Here is a 16,543-nt window from a genome sequence, read left to right on the forward strand (position 1 = left end):
GGGCAGCGTTCCGGCTGTTCATCGCTGCCAAAGGATGAGCGGCAGTTCCAGCGGCACCGCCAGGCCCAGCGCGGGGCTGGGTACGACCCGAGCCGTGTAGTCGGCCTCAGGGCGCTGGGTGCTCAGCTCAGTCCGGTAGCTGGCGTATGAGCCTTCGTGGTGCTGGAGTTGCAACGTGTGGACGCTGGCCGGCTCCGCTCCCTGCGATTCGGCGAACAGCTGCACGGCTATCTGCTCCGGTTCGATTCGGCCGAGGTGCAGTCGAGCCTCAATCTGCTGGCCATCGCCCTCGCGCCGCCACTCAAGCTGTTCGAAGGCCAGTTCGTGCCAGTAACTGCGCAGGCTGGTGATTCGGCGCAACATCTCGCTGGCCAACGCAGAACCATCCGCGCAGCGCTGTCGGTAGTTGCCGGACAGCGGCAGGTAATAGCGCTCGGTGTATTCACGCACCGTTCGGTCGGCGGAAAAGCGTTCCACCAGAGCACTCATGCTGCGGCGCATGCGTTTCACCCAGGCGGTGGGGATGTCCTGCTGGTCGCGCTGGTAGAAGCAGGGCACGACTTGCTCTTCGAGTAGCCGATACAGCTGTTCGGCGTCCGCGGCATCGTGTTCGGGTTCGTGCTCCAGGCCGTCGCCGACCGCCCAGCCGAGGTCGGCGGCATAGGCTTCGGCCCACCAGCCGTCGAGCTGCGAAAGATTCAGCCCACCGTTGGCCAGGACCTTCATGCCGCTGGTGCCACTGGCTTCCCACGGGCGACGAGGGGTATTCAGCCAGACATCCACGCCCTGCACCATGTGCCGGGCGATACGCATGTCATAGTCCTCGAGAAATACCACGTGGCCGGCAATATCGGGGCGCGCGGCGAACTGCTGCCATTCGCTGAGCAGCGCCTGGCCGGCGCGATCGGCGGGGTGCGCCTTGCCGGCAACCAGCAGCTGCACCGGGTAATCGCGATGGGTGAGGAGGCGCGCCAGCCGCTCCGGGTCCTGCAGCAGCAGGTTGGGGCGTTTGTAGGCGGCGAAGCGCCGGGCAAAGCCGAGCGTCAGCCGTTGCGGGTGCAGGCGCGAGCCGGCGAATTCGATCTCCGCAGGCGAGGCGCCGTGCACCGCGAGGCTGCGGGCCAGGTGGCTGCGTACGAAGCTGAGCAGTTCGCCACGGGCATGCTGGCGGATCTGCCACAGCCAGCGGTCATCGACCTGGGCCAGAAGATCGTCCACGGAAGCCTGGTCGGTGCCGCGCCAGGGAATCTCATCGCCATGCAGCTCATACCAGTGGGCTTCGGCGTCCGGCGATACCCAGGTCGGCAGATGGATGCCATTGGTGACATGACCGATCGGCACCGACTCGAGCGGCCAGCGCGGATAAAGCTCGCGGAAGATGTAGCGACTGGTGCGGCCATGCAGCTGGCTGACGGCATTGACCGCCCCGGCCCCGCGCGTTGCCAGGTAGGCCATGTTGAATGGCTCGTGTGGGTCGTGCGCATGCTTGCGACCCATGGCCAGCAGGGACTGCAGCGGGATGCCCAGTTCGTACTCGGCATAGCGCTCCAGGTATTTGCTCAGCAGCTCCGGCGGGAAGCGGTCGAAGCCGGCTTCGACGGGCGTATGGGTCGTGAACAGATTGCCCGCGCGGGTTGCGTGGAGTGCCACGTCGAAGGACACGCGCTCCCTGGCCATGTAGCTGCGGGCGCGCTCCAGCACGGCGAAGGCGGCGTGGCCGTCGTTCAGGTGAAGCACGTCGGCCTGCAGTCCGGCGGCTTCGAGCAGCCGCCAGCCGCCGATGCCCAGCACCAGCTCCTGGCGCAGACGCATTTCGTTGTCGCCACCGTAGAGTTCGCTGGTGATCAGTCGTGCGATGGGCGGGTTGGCAGGGTCGTTGGTGTCCAGCAGGAGCAGGCGGTGGCGGCCGACCCTGGCCTGCCAGCCGCGCAGCCAGATCTGCACGCCGGGCAGCTGGATCGCGAAACGCAATGCTGTTCCGCTGGTGTCGAGCAGCGGCTCGATGGGCATCTGCCGGGTGTCATTGACCGGGTAGAGTGCCTGCTGGCGACCATCCGGGCCGATGCTCTGACGAAAATAGCCGTGCTGCCAGAGCATGCCTACTGCGGTTATCGGCACGCCGAGGTCGTTGGCGGCCTTGAGCTGGTCGCCGGCGACATTGCCGAGCCCGCCGGAGTAGATCGGCAGCGCCTCGCTGAGCATGTACTCCATGGAGAAATAGGCGACTCGCGCGAGTTGTTCGCTGTAACTGCGGTCACCGTGGCCTTGGCTGGCGAACCAGGTCGGCCGCTCCAGGCGTGCCTGCTGAGCTTCGACGATGCCCTCCACCAGACGATGGCATTCAGCGCGTTGCAGCAGTGCTTGCAGCTTCTGTTCGGGCACGGTGCTGAGCACCATGCTGGGATTGCGCGTGAGCTGCCACAGGTCGTTATCGATCAGCTGCCACAGGTCGTCGTTCTGGCTGGTCCAGCGGATGGACTGGTCGAAGGCGAGCTGGCGCAGGGTTTCCGGGGTGATGGCTGGGCGTTCGGATGCAGGTGTCATGCGGGCTCTCTCGTCTGAACTGGGCGTAGGGTGTGTTCCAGCATAGGCCGATCAGCCCCGACTGAGGGCCAGCGGCTCAGCGTCGCGGGCCGGCCGCAGGTTGCGGTACCTCGCCCGGGGTGACGGGCTCCTCGTCGATGGTTTCCTCGACCTGCTGCTCGTCGTCGCGATCGGCTTCAAGGCCATGCTGCTCTTCAGTGTGCTTGGGGTCGTACTGCAACTCGATGAACACCGGGAAATGGTCGGAGCCGATATCAGGCAGCCGCAGCAGGCGGATGAAGCGGAAATGCGCGCTGTGAAAAAAGTGATCAAGCGGCCAGCGCAGAAACCAGTGATGGGCATGGAAGGTGTTGTACATGCCGCGGCCGACCCGTGGATCGAGCAGTCCGCTGATCTTGCGGAACAGGCGCGTGGTGGGCGACCAGGCGACATCGTTGAGGTCGCCGCTGACGATGATCGGGTCATCGCTGTCCTGGATGCTCCTGGCGACCACCAGCAACTCCGCGTCGCGCTCGGTGGATTCCTCGTTCTCGGTCGGGCTGGGCGGTGCGGGATGCAGGAAGTGCATGCGCACCGTGAGCTCGTCGCTGACACGCACCCGAGCGTGCATGGAGGGCACGTCGTCCTCCACCAGAAAGCACAGCTCCGGCTCTTCCAGCGGCAGCCGTGAAAAGACATGCATGCCGTAGAGGTTGTCCAGCGGGCAGCGGATGCTGTGCGGGTAGTGCTCGGCGAGTTGCTCGAGCTGCGTTTCCCACCACTGGTCCGATTCAAGCGTCACCAGAACGTCCGGGCGATACTCGCGAACCAGCGCCAGCAGCCGATCGGACCGTCGGTTCGGCCCCAGCACATTGGATGACATCACCCGGATGCGCGGCCCTGCGGCATCTGCCTCCGCCCGGCGAACCTCGTTGCGCCAGGGACGTGTGTAGGGCACGACCCATGCGAGCTGGTAGATCAGACACGCGCCGGCCAGGGCAGAGATCAGGTAATGCCAGGGCTGGCTGTAGTCGAGCAGCATGCCTTGAGCGACGAGCAGGGCGACCAGCAGCGCGCCGAGCTGCAGGCGCGGAAACTCCCATACGCGCACCCACCAGGCGCGATGCCGCCACAGCGGCAGGAGTGTGACGAGCACAAAGAGTCCCGTGGTGAGCAGCAGTATCCCTTCGATCATGACGTTTCCCGTTATGGCCGATCAGTTCGGCAATCAGGTGTGCACTCCAGATTGGTTCCAGGACCGGGGTATTCGACAGGCTATTAGGCGAAGCGTCGCAAACGAATTCGGATTACGTCCAGTTTTTGCCGGTGCGTGCGCCGAAATCGGCGCCGGGAAGGGCACCGATGCGGGCGTTGGGGATCACTTTTCGGCCGAAAGCATGCCGCTGGTCAGCGCCGGCAGGTTTTCCGGTCGGCACAGCGTGTTCTGGCCTTGCAGGTAGGGTTGCAGGAGGGGCGCCATGCCCTTGAGTGTCTGCACGGGCAGCGCCGAGGTAAAACGGAAACTGTCGGCGGCGCGTCCCGGTACATAGGCCGTCAGCGTGCCGAAGTGGTTGGGCCCGAGATAGAAGACGAAGGTGGCGGTGCGGTTCAGCGCCAGCGAGCTGATCAGCCGGCCGCCAGCACCGACGCTCTGGATGCGGTTGTCACCGGTGCCCGTCTTGCCGCCCATTCGCAAAGCGCTGCCGTCCTGCTGCACGAAACTGCCTTGCAAACGCCGCGCGGTACCGCCTTCGACGACATTGGCCAGCGCATCCTGCAGCGCGCGGGCCACTTCGACCGGCATCACCCGCTTGCCGGTCCCGGCGACCAGGCCCATGCGGGTTTCATAGGGCGTGCCCTGGGCGAAGTGCAGGTTGTCGATCCGCACGCTGGGCAGGCGGACGCCGTCGTTGAGGATGATGCCCATCAGCTCGGCCAGCGCGGCTGGTCGATCACCCGAGCTGCCCAGCGCGGTCGCCAGCGAAGGCACCAGGTTGTCGAACGGATAGCCCAGCCGCTGCCAGCGGCGATGGATGTCGGTGAAGGCCTCGACCTCCAGCATGATGCGAATCCGACTGTCGCGTGCGCTCTTGTGCCGGCTGCGGAACAGCCAGCCGTAGACTTCCTGGCGCTGCGCGCGGCTGTCGGCGACCACTTCGGAGAGCGTTGCCTGCGGGTGAGCGATCAGGTAGCCGAGCAACCAGAGGTCCAGCGGGTGCGTGCGGGCGATGTAGGCCTGATCGGGCAGGCTGTAGGCGCCTGGGCCATAGCGGGTGTAGAGCGCATCCAGCTTCTTGTCGTTGAGATCGGCATCCGGCAGATGCTGCTTGAGAAAGCTGTCGAACATTGGCCGCTCGGCATCCGGCATCAGGTAGCGATGCACGGCCGCCAGGCGCACCGGTGTCGGCCGCATGCCCTGCAGGAAGGTTTCGATGCGCTGCTCGGCGCTCTTGTTGCGGTACTTCTTCCAGAAACGTTGCAGGAATACCGAGCCCTCGCGATCGGCGAAGCGGGTCAGGTATTCCTGGCGGCGCGGGTCCTTGTCGTCCCCAAGCAGCTCGGCACTGTTGATGGTTTCGTAGGTGCTGTAGCTCACCAGATCACGCATCAGCCGTACGAAGGGCAGATTGATCGATTCGCGCAGCGATTCGCGTACGGTGGGGATACGCCCGTCGTCTTCACGGCGGAAGTTGCCGAAGCGGTGCATGCCGGCGCCGGTGAAGAAGCGTTCGGCGGGGCTGGCCGAGTAGCGCCGATCCAGGGCTGCGTCGAGCATGCGCTCCAGGCTGCGGTCGCTGTGCGTGGCCAGGTAATCGATGGCCCAGCGGCTTAGATTGGCCTTGGTGTCGATCTTGCGCAGCTCGCCCGGGGTGAGGTCCGAGTAGCGCTGGTGCAGCTCGGCGATAACCTCAAGATAGGTGGTCAGCACGCGCAGCTTGGCGGTCGAGCCCAGCTCCAGCTTGCTGCCCTCGTTGATGTCGAACGGCTGGTTGGTGTTGTCGGTCTGCACCCGCACCTGGAAGCCTTCCTCGCCGCGCTCGAACAGCGTGAAGCTGTAACGCACGGCGGCGGTCTTCTCCGGGGACAGCATGCGATCACCGAACAGCCCGACCGTTTCGGCGAAAGCGGGATCGGCCAGGCGCACCAGGTACTCGCTGATCTATGCCTGCAGATCACCCTGCAGCGGCGTGCTTGCGGTGAGGTCCAGGCGATCCAGGTCATACAGGGGCAAGCCGAGCAGTCCTGCCAGGCGCATGCGCGCGACGGTGATGCCCTTGGTGGCGTCCACCTGCCGGATCGCCGAGTCGCGACTCGGGCTTTGCCCGAGGACGCGCTGGCCCAGCGCTGCGTCGCGCAGGCCGGCATCGATGATGCCGCCGTTGGCCAGCAGGCGGATGTGACTGTCGGTCAGCGTTGCCATTTCCTCGCGGCCGGCACCCAGGTAGTACGACGGACGCCGCTGTGCGATCAGCAGCGACAGCACCTGACGCAGCGCCAGACCGCGCGCCTGCGGATCGACCTCGTCGGCGCTGCGTGGATCGAGCAGGCGATTGACTTCACGGAAGTCGGCGCCGAACCACAGTCGCAAGCCATCGGCGATGCCATGCACTTCACCGTGTCCGGGCGCCGCCGAGAGCGGCACGCTGTTTAGGTAGTCGCGCACGATGCGCTGACGGGTGGCCAGGGTTTGCGGGCCCTCGCGATAGGTACGCACGCTGGCGGAGATCATCTGCCGGATCTTTTCCTGCGGATCGCCGGTGCGGCCTTCGGGCGAATGCCGATACTTCTCGACCTGGGTGGCCAGGGTGCTGCCGCCGGCGGCCTGGCCGCTGAGGCCAAGGCGCTTCTCCAGCTGGCTGATCGCCGCCTTGGTGAAGCGCGGCCAGTCCACCGCCGGGTTGGCGTGGGGGCGGCTGGCGTCCAGCAGGCCACGGTCCTCGATGAACAGCAGGCTCATCACCACCAGCGGTGGGATGTCCTCGAAGCGCTCGTAATACTGGCGTGGATAGCTGTTGGTGTAGATCGGCACGCCGCGGCAGTCGTTGATGGTCAACCCGGCCTGGGAATCCTCGGGGTAGGGCGGAAAGAATCCGCGGTGGGTGTAATCCAGCAGTGCCCGCGAGAAGCGTGCCTGCTCCTCGATTCTGAAGTTGCGCTGTGACAGCTGTTGAATGAAGCGCGGCAGATCGACGTAGCCCAGGCGGCGGTCGAACGGACCGTCCTCGGGGAACTGAATGCGTGGGCTCGGCCCGGGTTTGACCGCGTAATCCAGATCGGCCGCATAGCGGCTTAACCAGTGCGATTGCCATCGGGCGCTGTCCAGCTCCTGCCAACCGAGATAGCCACCGCCTGCCAGCAGCGAAATGCCGACGAGCAGCGCCAATCGGCGTGCCGTCTTGCGACGGCCTTTAGCTGGTGTGCGGGATGATTTCGGGGAAGGGGCGCGCTTGTTACGCCCATCCTGGGATGTATTGTCGGACCGCCATACTGCGCCCATGTGTGCCTGGCTTCCTAGCAGTGCTCTACGGCAAGCATAGTTCGCCCGCACGGCTTAAGCGATGGCGGTTTGACGAACGGAGCGGCTCAAGCACGAGCCTTGAAGCGGAGGCGGTGGGGCGCTTGGTGAGTTGCTCGTCGTAGCTGTGGACCGCTACTGTGAGACGTGCATCGTTCGGGGCTTGGGAGTAGTAATGAAGGGCAATAACGATTGGATACGGCGCCCTGACGAGCCTGGCCCCCTTGAGCGGCTTGAGGCCTACTTCAGTGGCTACGGTTACGCTCCCCACAGGCATGACACTTATGCGATCGGCTGTACGCTCGCCGGCGTGCACCGTTTCAACTACCGCAAGAGCGCCCGCTACAGTCTCCCTGGAAATACCTTCGTGGTGTATCCCGACGAGTTGCACGACGGCGAGGCGGGGAGCGAGGCGGGTTTTCGGTACCGGATAATCTATATCCAGCCTGCGATGCTGCAGGGGCCGCTCGGTGGGCAGCCATTGCCTTTCATCAATGACGGGATATCCCGTGATCCACGCTTGCGGCGTGTCGTCTGGGCGCTGCTGTCTTGCCTGGACAACCCGATAGAAGAGTTGGAGCAGCAGGATGCGCTGTTTGACCTGGCCCAGGTCATGTCCGTCGTAGCCGGGAAAAGAGTCAATCGACGACGAGCCGACTTCCGCGCCGCCGAACTGGCTCGGGAGTACATGCACCATCATCTGGATGGAGCTCTCAGCCTTGACGAACTCGAGCGGGTTTCCGGCCGGGATCGCTGGAACCTGTCGCGCGATTTTCGCGCCCTGTATGGCACCAGCCCATACCGCTACCTGACGTTACGTCGCCTAGATCATGTTCGGCGGTTGCTTTCGAACGGGATATCAGTGGCCGACGCGGCACTCGTTTCGGGGTTTAACGACCAGAGCCACATGAGTCGCCACTTCAAACAAGCCTATGGACTTACCCCTGCACACTGGGCACGGCTGATGCGGCTGAGCTGAAGTCAGCGCGCGGTTGCACGATCGTACAAGAATCCTTCGGCGGCACTACTCACACTTCGCAGGGCATGTCATCGCGCAGCTCGGAGTGGAGTAATTGTCAGAAATAGTAGAGAACGCGGACCCGGCGGCGCCGCTCGTAACCGGCAGCGCTTTGAAACAGGCCCTTCCGGCGGCATTGTCGGTCATGCCGGTTGCCATGCTGTTCGGCGTGCTTGCCGCACGGTCCGGCTGGTCGGTACTAGATGTTTTGCTGCTCGGCTTGCTAGGTTTCACTGGCAGCGGGCAGTTTGCAGCATTGCCGCTGTCCGAAAGTGGCACGGGGTTCTTTACGCTGCTGCTTGTAACTGCATCGATCAATTGTCGTTACCTGCCGATGGCGATCTCGACTATAGGACGGATGCCTCGATCTGCATTCGCGCGCGCCTGCAGTGCGCACATGCTAGGCGACGAAGCCTATGCCTGTGAACGGGACGACGAGCCGATCAACCGGATGCTGCAGATACGCAGCGCGATATTTCTAACCTGGGTACTGGCAGGAGCCTTTGGCGCTGTGATCGGTGGGGTTCTGCCTGAAGATTGGCTCAGCAACGATTTCAACCTCGGATTTCCGGCGAGCGCTGTGTTGTTTTACCTCGCCTTGTCGCAGCTGAAGGCACGGCGAGCGCACATTCGGCGCCATCAGGTCGCCGGGGCAGCTTTGATCTTTCTTTGTGCCGCAGCTTCCCTCGGACTGATCCTGACGCTTGGTCCTGTGTACTTCTGGATCCCCGGCGTATTGCTCGTAGCCTTGCTATTGAACGGAGTCAGAGCATGAACGGGGCGGTCCTGATTGCCACCGCCGCGCTGCTGATCACCAGCTTATTGGTCAGAGTCGTGCCAGTATTCGTCAGCATGCCGCTCGGCGCGGGCGGTCTACGCATCGTCGGGCAGATCCTGCCGACCGCGGTGTTCATCAATCTCGCAGTCTACGTCGCATACAGCGAAATCAGCGCTGCACCGGCTGCTGCTGCGACGTCACTATTGGGTGTCGCTCTGCTCGCCATCAGCGGCCGAGTCGGTCTGGTTGGCAGCATGCTGTTCGGTGCAGCGCTCTACTACACAGCGGCAGCCCTCATCGGCTGATCGAGTCAGAACCAGCGATCGTTACGCTTACGGCCGCGGGTGAGCATTGGCAGGATCAGGCCCACCAGCAGCCCAGCACCGGCGATGCTGCCGCCATAGACCATGTACTGCATGAGCACCTGCTTGTTCTCGTCGCCGAGCCGCGCCTGGGTCGTACGCAGTTCGGACTGTGCTTCGGTCAGCTCCGCCTCGAGGGCGATGCGGCGGGCGTCGAGTTCGTCGATCAGAGCTTTGCGCGAGTCCAGGGTTTCCTGCATGCCTTGCACGCGCACCTTCCAACTATCGTCGATGGTCTTGAGTTCCTCGCTGAGTTCGGCGACTTGCTGTTCAAGCTGCGGCAGGCGCTCGGCCTGGCCGGGAACGTCTTGCAGTTCCTTGCTGGGAATCCAGACGTTGCTGCCGGACTCCGAGCGTACCTGGCTGTAATCGCCCTGGGTGCTGATCAGCTCGACCTTCTGCCCTGAGGTCAGCGTGCCGACGATGCGATAGCCGTCGGTGGGGCCGCTGCGCACGTAGGTGTTCAGGCTGTCGCTGACCCAGCGCGCGTTATCGGACGATTCCTGGGCATCCACAGGCCCTGCAATGAGCAGGGCGCCGAACAGACTGGCGCCGATGACTTGGCGCGGCTGGGAAAAGCTGAACCGGGAGAGCAAGGCAAAAAGATGAAGAGATATGGACATGAAAAATTCGCGTTATTGGAAGAATAGGACCCAAGCGTGAGGGTAGTGAGGTCGGCTTGTCTGGCGCGCGAGACGCAGGCTCGGAGGCAGCGAGAAGCACGCTGAACGTGGCCGGAGTCGGTGGCAGCCACGGGCCGGAGGCCGACGTGCAAACGGCACGAAAACGCAGGCGCTCCGTAGGGTGCATCAGCTGACTGACAGTCCCTCCTGGCAAAAGTTCAGGCACTTTTTGTCGGATTGATGACTGCGTGATGAAGGGCGGCATACTCTGTGACCGTAGTCGTTGCATGCCGCAGGTGGTTCGAAACAGAGAGTGTGATACCGGGCCGGTCTCTATGCCGGCATGGCTATGAGAGCTTCGGCGCGGCGGGCCTGCTCCAGCGTGACTCCTGTTCGCTGATGCAGGCCCACCGTCAGTTTATTTCGATTGCTGTTGAGCGAGACCGAGCTGCTTCTGCCGTGCGCGCCGGGCCATCATGTTCAGCATCTCGACTCCGGCGGAGAACGCCATGGCGGCATACACGTAGCCCTTTGGTACGTGGGCACCGAAGCCCTCGGCGATGAGGGTCATGCCGATCATCAGCAGGAAGCCGAGCGCGAGCATCACGACGGTCGGGTTCTCGTTGATGAATTTGGCCAGGGGGTTCGCCGCCAGGAGCATCACGGTTACCGCGACGACCACGGCAATGACCATGATCGCGACATGATCGGTCATACCCACCGCAGTGATGATGCTGTCCACCGAGAACACCAGGTCGAGCAGCAATATCTGCGCAATCGCGGCGCTGAAGCCCATCGTGACGGCATTGTCGAGCTGCTTGCCTTCGAACATGTCGCCGCCGGGTGTCGGGTCGACACTGTGGTGAATCTCCTTGGTGGCTTTCCAGAGCAGGAACAGGCCGCCGGCGATCAGAATCATGTCCTTCCAGGAAAACGCATTGCCGAATAGTTCGATGACCGGCTCGGTGAGCTGAACGATCCAGGCCACCGTGCCGAGCAGGCCTAGTCTCAGGACCAGCGCCAGGCTGATGCCGATGCGCCTCGCGCGCTCACGCTGATGTTCCGGAAGCTTGTTCGTCAGAATCGAAATGAAGATCAGGTTGTCGATGCCGAGAACCACCTCCATGGCGATCAAGGTTGCCAGGGCAACCCAGGTGGTGGGTTCGGAGAAGAGCTGGATAAGCGATTCCATATGGATCTCTAGCGTGAGTGACGACGATCCCGCGTCTGGCGGGTGCGCGAGCATAGCTGCAAGGCAATCCGTAATAGAGCCCGCATTTTGGACCGCTTTGTATCAAATCGATTCAGTGCTCGACGGCGACCGCCGCGCGTGCGGTGCCCATCTGGGCAGAGCAGGGTCCTGGCGGAAATGATGCACCTGGGGCGCCACAGTTCGGCGAGCCAGGCCGCTTGATTTCGTGCAACCGCCTGGGCAGCTGCAAGTGCAAAGCCTGGCGGTTTCTGCTTTTATGACCTGCAGCACGCTGCGGGATTACCGCCCGCCCATTCATCACGATGCATAGTGGAAATAGCTCTGGAAAATCTGACCCGAGAGGAGCTGGTGGCTGAGGTGGCGCGCCTGCGCACGGTTCTGGACCGGGCTGGAATCGATCCGGATCCGGCCCTATCTCAAGTTCACCGTGATAGTCAGCCCGCCCGCGAGCAGCATCGTCAGCGCCCGACACCCGCACAGTTGGGTGCCTCCAAACATCTCCCCGAAACGCTGCATGCCAGCCTTCTGGCACTGGCTGGCAGCGAGGCACGACAGCGCGCGATATTCGAGAGCGCGATCGACTTCGCCATCATCCTGACCGACACCGCTGGCATCATCACCGACTGGAACGCCGGCGCCGAGCAGGTAATGGGCTGGACCGCAGACGAGATGCGCGGGCAAAGCGCCGAGCGGTTCTTCACGCCAGCCGATCGGGCCTGCGACTGGCTCGGCGAAGAGATGCAGAGCGCGCTACGTGAGGGCCGCGCTCTGGACGAGCGCTGGCACCTGCGCAAGGACGGTCAGCAGTTCTGGGCAGCGGGCGAACTCTCGCCGATCCATGACGAAAACGGTGCACACCTCGGCTTCATGAAAATCCTGCGTGACCGCACCAGCGAGCACCTTGCGGGCCTCGCCATGGAAGACACCCAGGTGCGCTATCGGCTGGCCGCGAAGGCGACCAACGATGCGGTCTGGGATTGGGATCTGCTCAACAATCACGTGTTGTGGAATGACGCGCTGGAGCAGGCGTACGGCCATCCGCTGGCAAACGTCGACAGCTCCGGTGATTGGTGGCTGGCGCATATCCATCCGGATGACCGTGCACGTATTCATCGGTCTATTCATGCGGTCATCGATGGCAGCGAGGTGACCTGGACCGACGAGTACCGCTTTCGCCGTCTGGATGGCTCCTACGCGGATATCCTCGACCGCGGTCATGTGATTCGTGACGTTCACGGCCAGGCCGTGCGGATGATTGGCGCGATGCTCGACCTGACGCGCATGCGCGCTGCCGAGGCGGCCTTGCGCCAGAGTGAGGAACGCTTCAGCACCATTCTGGAGACCATCGAGGCGGCATTCGCCATCGTTCAGGTCAAGTTCGACGCCGACGACAATCCCGTGGATTACTGCTTCCTCGAGGCCAATCCTGCATTCGAGCGCCAGGCCGGCGTAGACCTGCGCGGTAAATGGGTCACCGAGTTCGCGCCGGACCTGGAGCAGTTCTGGTTCGAAGCCTATGGCCACGTCGCCAAGACCGGTGAGCCGGCCAATTTCGAGAACTATGCTGAAGCGTTCGAACGCTGGTTCGATGTTCGCGCCGTCCGCGTCGGCGATCCCGCCGAGCGGCGAATCGCCATTCTCTTCAACGACGTCACCGAGCGCAGAAACGCCGAAGAGCGGCTTCGGATCAGCGAAGCCCTCGCACGCGAGAACGTGCAGCGCGTCCAGCTGGCCCTGGAGGCAGGCGCGATCATCGGTACCTGGAACTGGCATCTGCCGACCGACCGCTTCACCGTGGATGAGGGCTTTGCGAACGCCTTCGGCCTCGATCCCACCCTTGATCGTGACGGGCTTAGCCTCGAGCAGATCATCGCAACGGTGCACCCTGAGGACCGGGACGGACTGATCGCAGCGATCGAAGAAGTCATCGCCCGCGGTGGTGCCTATGCGCACCAGTACCGTGTGCGCCGCGCTGATGGAAGGTTCTACTGGCTTGAGGCCAACGGGCGCGTCGATCATGCCGAGGACGGAACGCCGTTGAGCTTTCCCGGCGTCTTGATCGACGTCGAGGACCGGCGCTCCATCGAGGCGGAGCGGGATCGCGCCACCGCTGCGCTGCGTGCACTCAACGACACGCTGGAACAGCGCGTGGCTGAGCGGACAGCGGAGCTGATCCAGGCCGAGGAGAAATTGCGTCAGTCGCAGAAGATGGAAGCGGTCGGCCAGCTGACCGGCGGTCTCGCCCATGACTTCAACAACTTGCTGGCTGGCATCAGTGGCGCGCTGGAACTGATGAACGTGCGGATTTCCCAGGGGCGGCTGGACGACATCGATAAGTACATGTCGGCCGCGCAGGGCGCCGCCAGGCGTGCCGCGGCGCTGACTCATCGGCTGCTCGCCTTCTCCCGCCGTCAGACCCTCGACCCGCGGCCGGTGGACGTCAACATGCTGATGGACGGCATGATCGAGCTGATCCAGCGCACGGTTGGGCCGAGCATCCTCCTCGAAACCATAAGCGCGCCTGACCTCTGGCCGGCGTCGGTCGATGCCAGTCAGCTGGAGAACGCGATCCTCAATCTCTGCATCAACTCGCGCGACGCGATGCCCGACGGCGGTCGGATCACCATCGAGACCGCCAACCGCGTGCTCGGCCCGGAGATGGCGCAGGTCTATGACCTGCCCGCCGGCGAGTATCTGTCGCTGTCCGTCACCGACACAGGGACCGGCATGACGCCCAGCGTGATTGCAAAAGCGTTCGACCCGTTCTTCACCACCAAACCGATTGGCGAAGGCACCGGGCTGGGGCTTTCGATGATCTACGGATTCGCCAAACAGTCCGGCGGGCAGGTGCGCATCGATTCCGAGGTCGGTCGCGGAACCTCGATGTGCATCTACCTGCCGCGCTACCACGGCAATGCCGGGACCGGCACCTTGGCGCAAAGCAACTCCGCGACAGCGCTTGCGGGCGCCTGCGGCACCATTCTGATCGTCGACGACGAGCCGACCGTGCGCCTGCTGCTGATGGATGTGCTGGGCGACCTCGGCTACACGCTGATCGAAGCATCGGACAGCGTGGCCGGGCTGAAGCTGCTGCAGTCGGATGTGAGCATCGACCTGCTGATCACCGATGTCGGCCTGCCCGGTGGGATGAACGGCCGGCAAATGGCCGATGCCGGTCGCCAGGTGCGGCCCGGCCTGAAGACGCTGTTCATCACCGGTTATGCCGAGAGCGCCGCGTTGGGCAACAGCTCGCTCGGTGCCGGTATGCAGGTACTGACCAAGCCATTCTCGATAGATGTGCTCGCTGCCCGGGTGCTCGAGATGATGAAAGACTAGGCGCTTGAATCGCGTTCTCTTTTTCCCCTCGCTAGTTGAAGTATCCGGGCAATGCGCCTAGCCTCTCGGCCTGTTTTCAGGCCCGCCGATTCCGGCGGCTCTCACTCTTCGGATCCGTCAGTGTGGGTCGAATGAAATCACTGCTGCACCCAGGCAGGGTTGTCTCGCTCGTTTTTCTCTTCGCCATTCTCTGCGGTACAGCGTTGCTGTCATTGCCCGCTGCCCAAGCCCAGGGCGAGTCGGCGCCGTGGATCACCGCCTTCTTCACCGCCGTCTCAGCGGTCAGCGTTACCGGTCTGGTGGTGGTCGACACCGGCACCTATTGGTCCACTTTCGGCCAGGTGGTGATCATGCTGCTGTTCCAGCTCGGCGGTTTCGGCATGATGACCCTGGCCACGCTGCTTGGGTTGCTGGTCAACCGCTCGTTTCACCTGCGAACCAAGCTGATCGCCCAGGCCGAATCCCACGTGCTGGGGCTGGGTGACATCACCAGCGTGGCGAAGCTTGTTTTGGTGGTGACGCTGGTAATGGAGCTGGCGGTGATGCTGCTGCTCACCCTGCGTTTGCATCTGACCTACGGTCTCGCCTGGGGCGATGCAGCCTGGAGCGGGCTGTTCCACGCGGTGTCGGCATTCAACAACGCCGGGTTCTCGATTCACGGCGACGGCCTGGTCCGCTATGCCACCGATGCGCTGATCCTGACCCCGGTGATGAGCGCCATCGTGATCGGCGGGATCGGCTTTCCGGTGCTCTACGATCTGCGCAGCAAGTGGACCGATCCGCGGCATTGGTCGCTGCACACCAAGCTGACGCTGTCCGGGACTGGGGTATTGCTGGCAGGCGGCTTCCTGGCCGTGTTGCTGTTCGAGTGGTCCAACCCGGGCACGCTCGGCCCGATGGCCTGGGCGGACAAGATGCTCTCGGCGGCCTTCGTTTCCGTCTCGGCGCGTACAGCCGGCTTCAATGCCATCGACATCGGCGCGCTGACCCACGAGAGCTGGGCGCTGCACTATTTTCTGATGTTCATTGGCGGTGGCAGTGCCGGTACCGCGGGCGGGGTCAAGGTCGGAACAGTGGCCATCCTGGCGCTGATGGTGATCGCCGAGATTCGCGGCCGGCCCGACGTCGAGGTGTTCGGCCGTCGGGTCGGCAGTTCGGCGCAGCGCCAGGCCATAACCGTGCTCGTGCTGGGTAGCGCGCTGGTGGTGCTGGGTACGCTGGTCATCCTGCGCGACACCGATATCCCGACCGATCAGGTCATCTTCGAAGTCATTTCGGCATTCGGCACGGTCGGCCTGTCCACCGGCATTACCGCGGACCTGCCGGAAACCAGTCAGCTCATGCTGACCCTACTGATGTATGTCGGTCGGGTCGGCACCATCACGCTGGCCGCTTCCCTCGCACTGGGCGAGCACCGCATGCCATACCGCTATCCGGAGGAACACCCAATTGTTGGCTAAATTGTTGTTTTCAGAGCAGTTTTCGTTCTCTAAAGGCGACAGCGTGGTGGTCATCGGGCTGGGGCGGTTCGGCAGTTCGGTGGCGCGCTCATTGACTCGCCTGGGTCACGATGTGATGGGTATCGATCAGGCGGCGGAGCCGGTGCACACCTGGGCCGACCTGCTGACCCATGCGGTGCAGGCCGATTCCACCAATGTCATGGCGCTGCGGCAGCTCGGCGTCGCCGATTTTCCCCACGCGATCGTCGGCATCGGCTCCGACATGGCGGCAAGCCTGATGACCATCATGGCGCTGACCGAGCTGGGCATCAAAGACATCTGGGTCAAGGCGCTGACCGCCGAGCACGGACAGATCGCGACGCGGATCGGCGCGCACCATGTGGTCTATCCCGAGGCGGATATGGGCGAGCGGGTCGCCCATCTGATCTCCGGGCGGATGGTGGATTTCATCGAGTTCGACGACGGTTTCGCCATCGCCAAGATCCATGCGCCGGAACGCGTTCATAACGCGACGCTCGCCGCGGCCGGGGTGCGCGAGAAGTTCGGCGTGACCGTCGTGGGCCTCAAGCGCGCCAATGAGGATTTTCAGCATGCGACGCCCAGCACCCAGGTGCTGCCGGGTGATCTGCTGATCGTTTCGGGCCCGACCCATGACATCCAGCGTTTCGCCGGCCAGGGGCGCAAGCGAAGCTGAGGCCTGGGGCTACGAGCTCC

Annotated in this window: 10 protein-coding genes and 1 pseudogene; 6 read left to right on the plus strand and 5 right to left on the minus strand. The window is 63.7% G+C overall.

Translation table 11 applies throughout. The features are described 5' to 3' along the window. Positions 1 to 18: 18 nt before the first annotated feature. The 3 genes and pseudogenes from glgP to RT582_RS06915 form a co-directional block, all read right to left on the minus strand. Entirely contained in the window at positions 19 to 2,544 is a 2,526-nt protein-coding gene (glgP, locus tag RT582_RS06905) for an alpha-glucan family phosphorylase (protein ID WP_313476996.1), read from the minus strand. A 76-nt stretch (positions 2,545 to 2,620) separates the two neighbouring features. Further along, positions 2,621 to 3,718, minus strand: a complete 1,098-nt coding sequence (locus tag RT582_RS06910) for an endonuclease/exonuclease/phosphatase family protein (RefSeq protein ID WP_044315318.1) — start codon at positions 3,716 to 3,718, stop codon at positions 2,621 to 2,623. Positions 3,719 to 3,901: 183 nt separating this feature from the next. Beyond that, positions 3,902 to 7,021: pseudogene (locus RT582_RS06915) on the minus strand (transglycosylase domain-containing protein). A gap of 193 nt (positions 7,022 to 7,214) precedes the next feature. Here RT582_RS06915 and RT582_RS06920 point away from each other — a divergent pair. The 3 genes from RT582_RS06920 to RT582_RS06930 all read left to right on the plus strand — a co-directional run bounded on the left by RT582_RS06920 (position 7,215) and on the right by RT582_RS06930 (position 9,140). Then, positions 7,215 to 8,018 carry an AraC family transcriptional regulator gene (locus RT582_RS06920; protein ID WP_102831633.1) on the plus strand — a complete coding sequence of 268 codons (804 nt, stop codon included), beginning with the start codon at positions 7,215 to 7,217 and terminating at the stop codon, positions 8,016 to 8,018. A gap of 94 nt (positions 8,019 to 8,112) precedes the next feature. Beyond that, positions 8,113 to 8,832 carry an AzlC family ABC transporter permease gene (locus RT582_RS06925; protein WP_104097507.1) on the plus strand — a complete coding sequence of 240 codons (720 nt, stop codon included), beginning with the start codon at positions 8,113 to 8,115 and terminating at the stop codon, positions 8,830 to 8,832. After that, entirely contained in the window at positions 8,829 to 9,140 is a 312-nt protein-coding gene (locus RT582_RS06930; RefSeq protein ID WP_278390059.1) for a hypothetical protein, read from the plus strand. The genes RT582_RS06925 and RT582_RS06930 overlap by 4 nt, the downstream gene beginning before the upstream one ends. Positions 9,141 to 9,145: 5 nt before the next feature. On the opposite strand, the gene RT582_RS06935 is transcribed toward RT582_RS06930, so the two are convergent. Both RT582_RS06935 and RT582_RS06940 read right to left on the minus strand, forming a co-directional pair. Beyond that, positions 9,146 to 9,820: a TIGR04211 family SH3 domain-containing protein gene (locus RT582_RS06935; protein ID WP_014820418.1), complete on the minus strand. Its 675-nt coding sequence runs from the start codon at positions 9,818 to 9,820 to the stop codon at positions 9,146 to 9,148. Positions 9,821 to 10,238: 418 nt separating this feature from the next. Continuing rightward, on the minus strand, positions 10,239 to 11,012 hold the full coding sequence (locus tag RT582_RS06940) for a TerC family protein (RefSeq protein ID WP_014820417.1): 774 nt from the start codon (positions 11,010 to 11,012) through the stop codon (positions 10,239 to 10,241). 330 nt (positions 11,013 to 11,342) lie between these two features. Here RT582_RS06940 and RT582_RS06945 point away from each other — a divergent pair, with 330 nt between their 5' ends. The 3 genes from RT582_RS06945 to RT582_RS06955 all read left to right on the plus strand — a co-directional run bounded on the left by RT582_RS06945 (position 11,343) and on the right by RT582_RS06955 (position 16,523). Then, complete coding sequence (locus RT582_RS06945) at positions 11,343 to 14,369, plus strand: PAS domain-containing hybrid sensor histidine kinase/response regulator (RefSeq protein ID WP_376785672.1); 3,027 nt, start codon at positions 11,343 to 11,345, stop codon at positions 14,367 to 14,369. Positions 14,370 to 14,500: 131 nt separating this feature from the next. Continuing rightward, positions 14,501 to 15,829, plus strand: a complete 1,329-nt coding sequence (locus tag RT582_RS06950) for a TrkH family potassium uptake protein (RefSeq protein ID WP_278399850.1) — start codon at positions 14,501 to 14,503, stop codon at positions 15,827 to 15,829. Further along, on the plus strand, positions 15,819 to 16,523 hold the full coding sequence (locus RT582_RS06955) for a potassium channel family protein (RefSeq protein ID WP_031297088.1): 705 nt from the start codon (positions 15,819 to 15,821) through the stop codon (positions 16,521 to 16,523). Before RT582_RS06950 ends, RT582_RS06955 begins: the two co-directional genes overlap by 11 nt. Positions 16,524 to 16,543: the final 20 nt, after the last annotated feature.

It is taken from the genome of Stutzerimonas kunmingensis (assembly GCF_032106285.1).
Lineage (GTDB): Bacteria > Pseudomonadota > Gammaproteobacteria > Pseudomonadales > Pseudomonadaceae > Stutzerimonas > Stutzerimonas kunmingensis_B.

What these genes read in the sequence shown, in the direction of transcription:
- RT582_RS06950 (WP_278399850.1), top strand. Translation starts at nt 14,501, where the DNA reads ATGAAATCACTGCTGCACCCAGGCAGGGTTGTCTCGCTCGTTTTTCTC.
- glgP (WP_313476996.1), bottom strand. Translation starts at nt 2,544, where the DNA reads ATGACACCTGCATCCGAACGCCCAGCCATCACCCCGGAAACCCTGCGC.
- RT582_RS06935 (WP_014820418.1), bottom strand. Translation starts at nt 9,820, where the DNA reads ATGTCCATATCTCTTCATCTTTTTGCCTTGCTCTCCCGGTTCAGCTTT.
- RT582_RS06930 (WP_278390059.1), top strand. Translation starts at nt 8,829, where the DNA reads ATGAACGGGGCGGTCCTGATTGCCACCGCCGCGCTGCTGATCACCAGC.
- RT582_RS06920 (WP_102831633.1), top strand. Translation starts at nt 7,215, where the DNA reads ATGAAGGGCAATAACGATTGGATACGGCGCCCTGACGAGCCTGGCCCC.
- RT582_RS06910 (WP_044315318.1), bottom strand. Translation starts at nt 3,718, where the DNA reads ATGATCGAAGGGATACTGCTGCTCACCACGGGACTCTTTGTGCTCGTC.
- RT582_RS06940 (WP_014820417.1), bottom strand. Translation starts at nt 11,012, where the DNA reads ATGGAATCGCTTATCCAGCTCTTCTCCGAACCCACCACCTGGGTTGCC.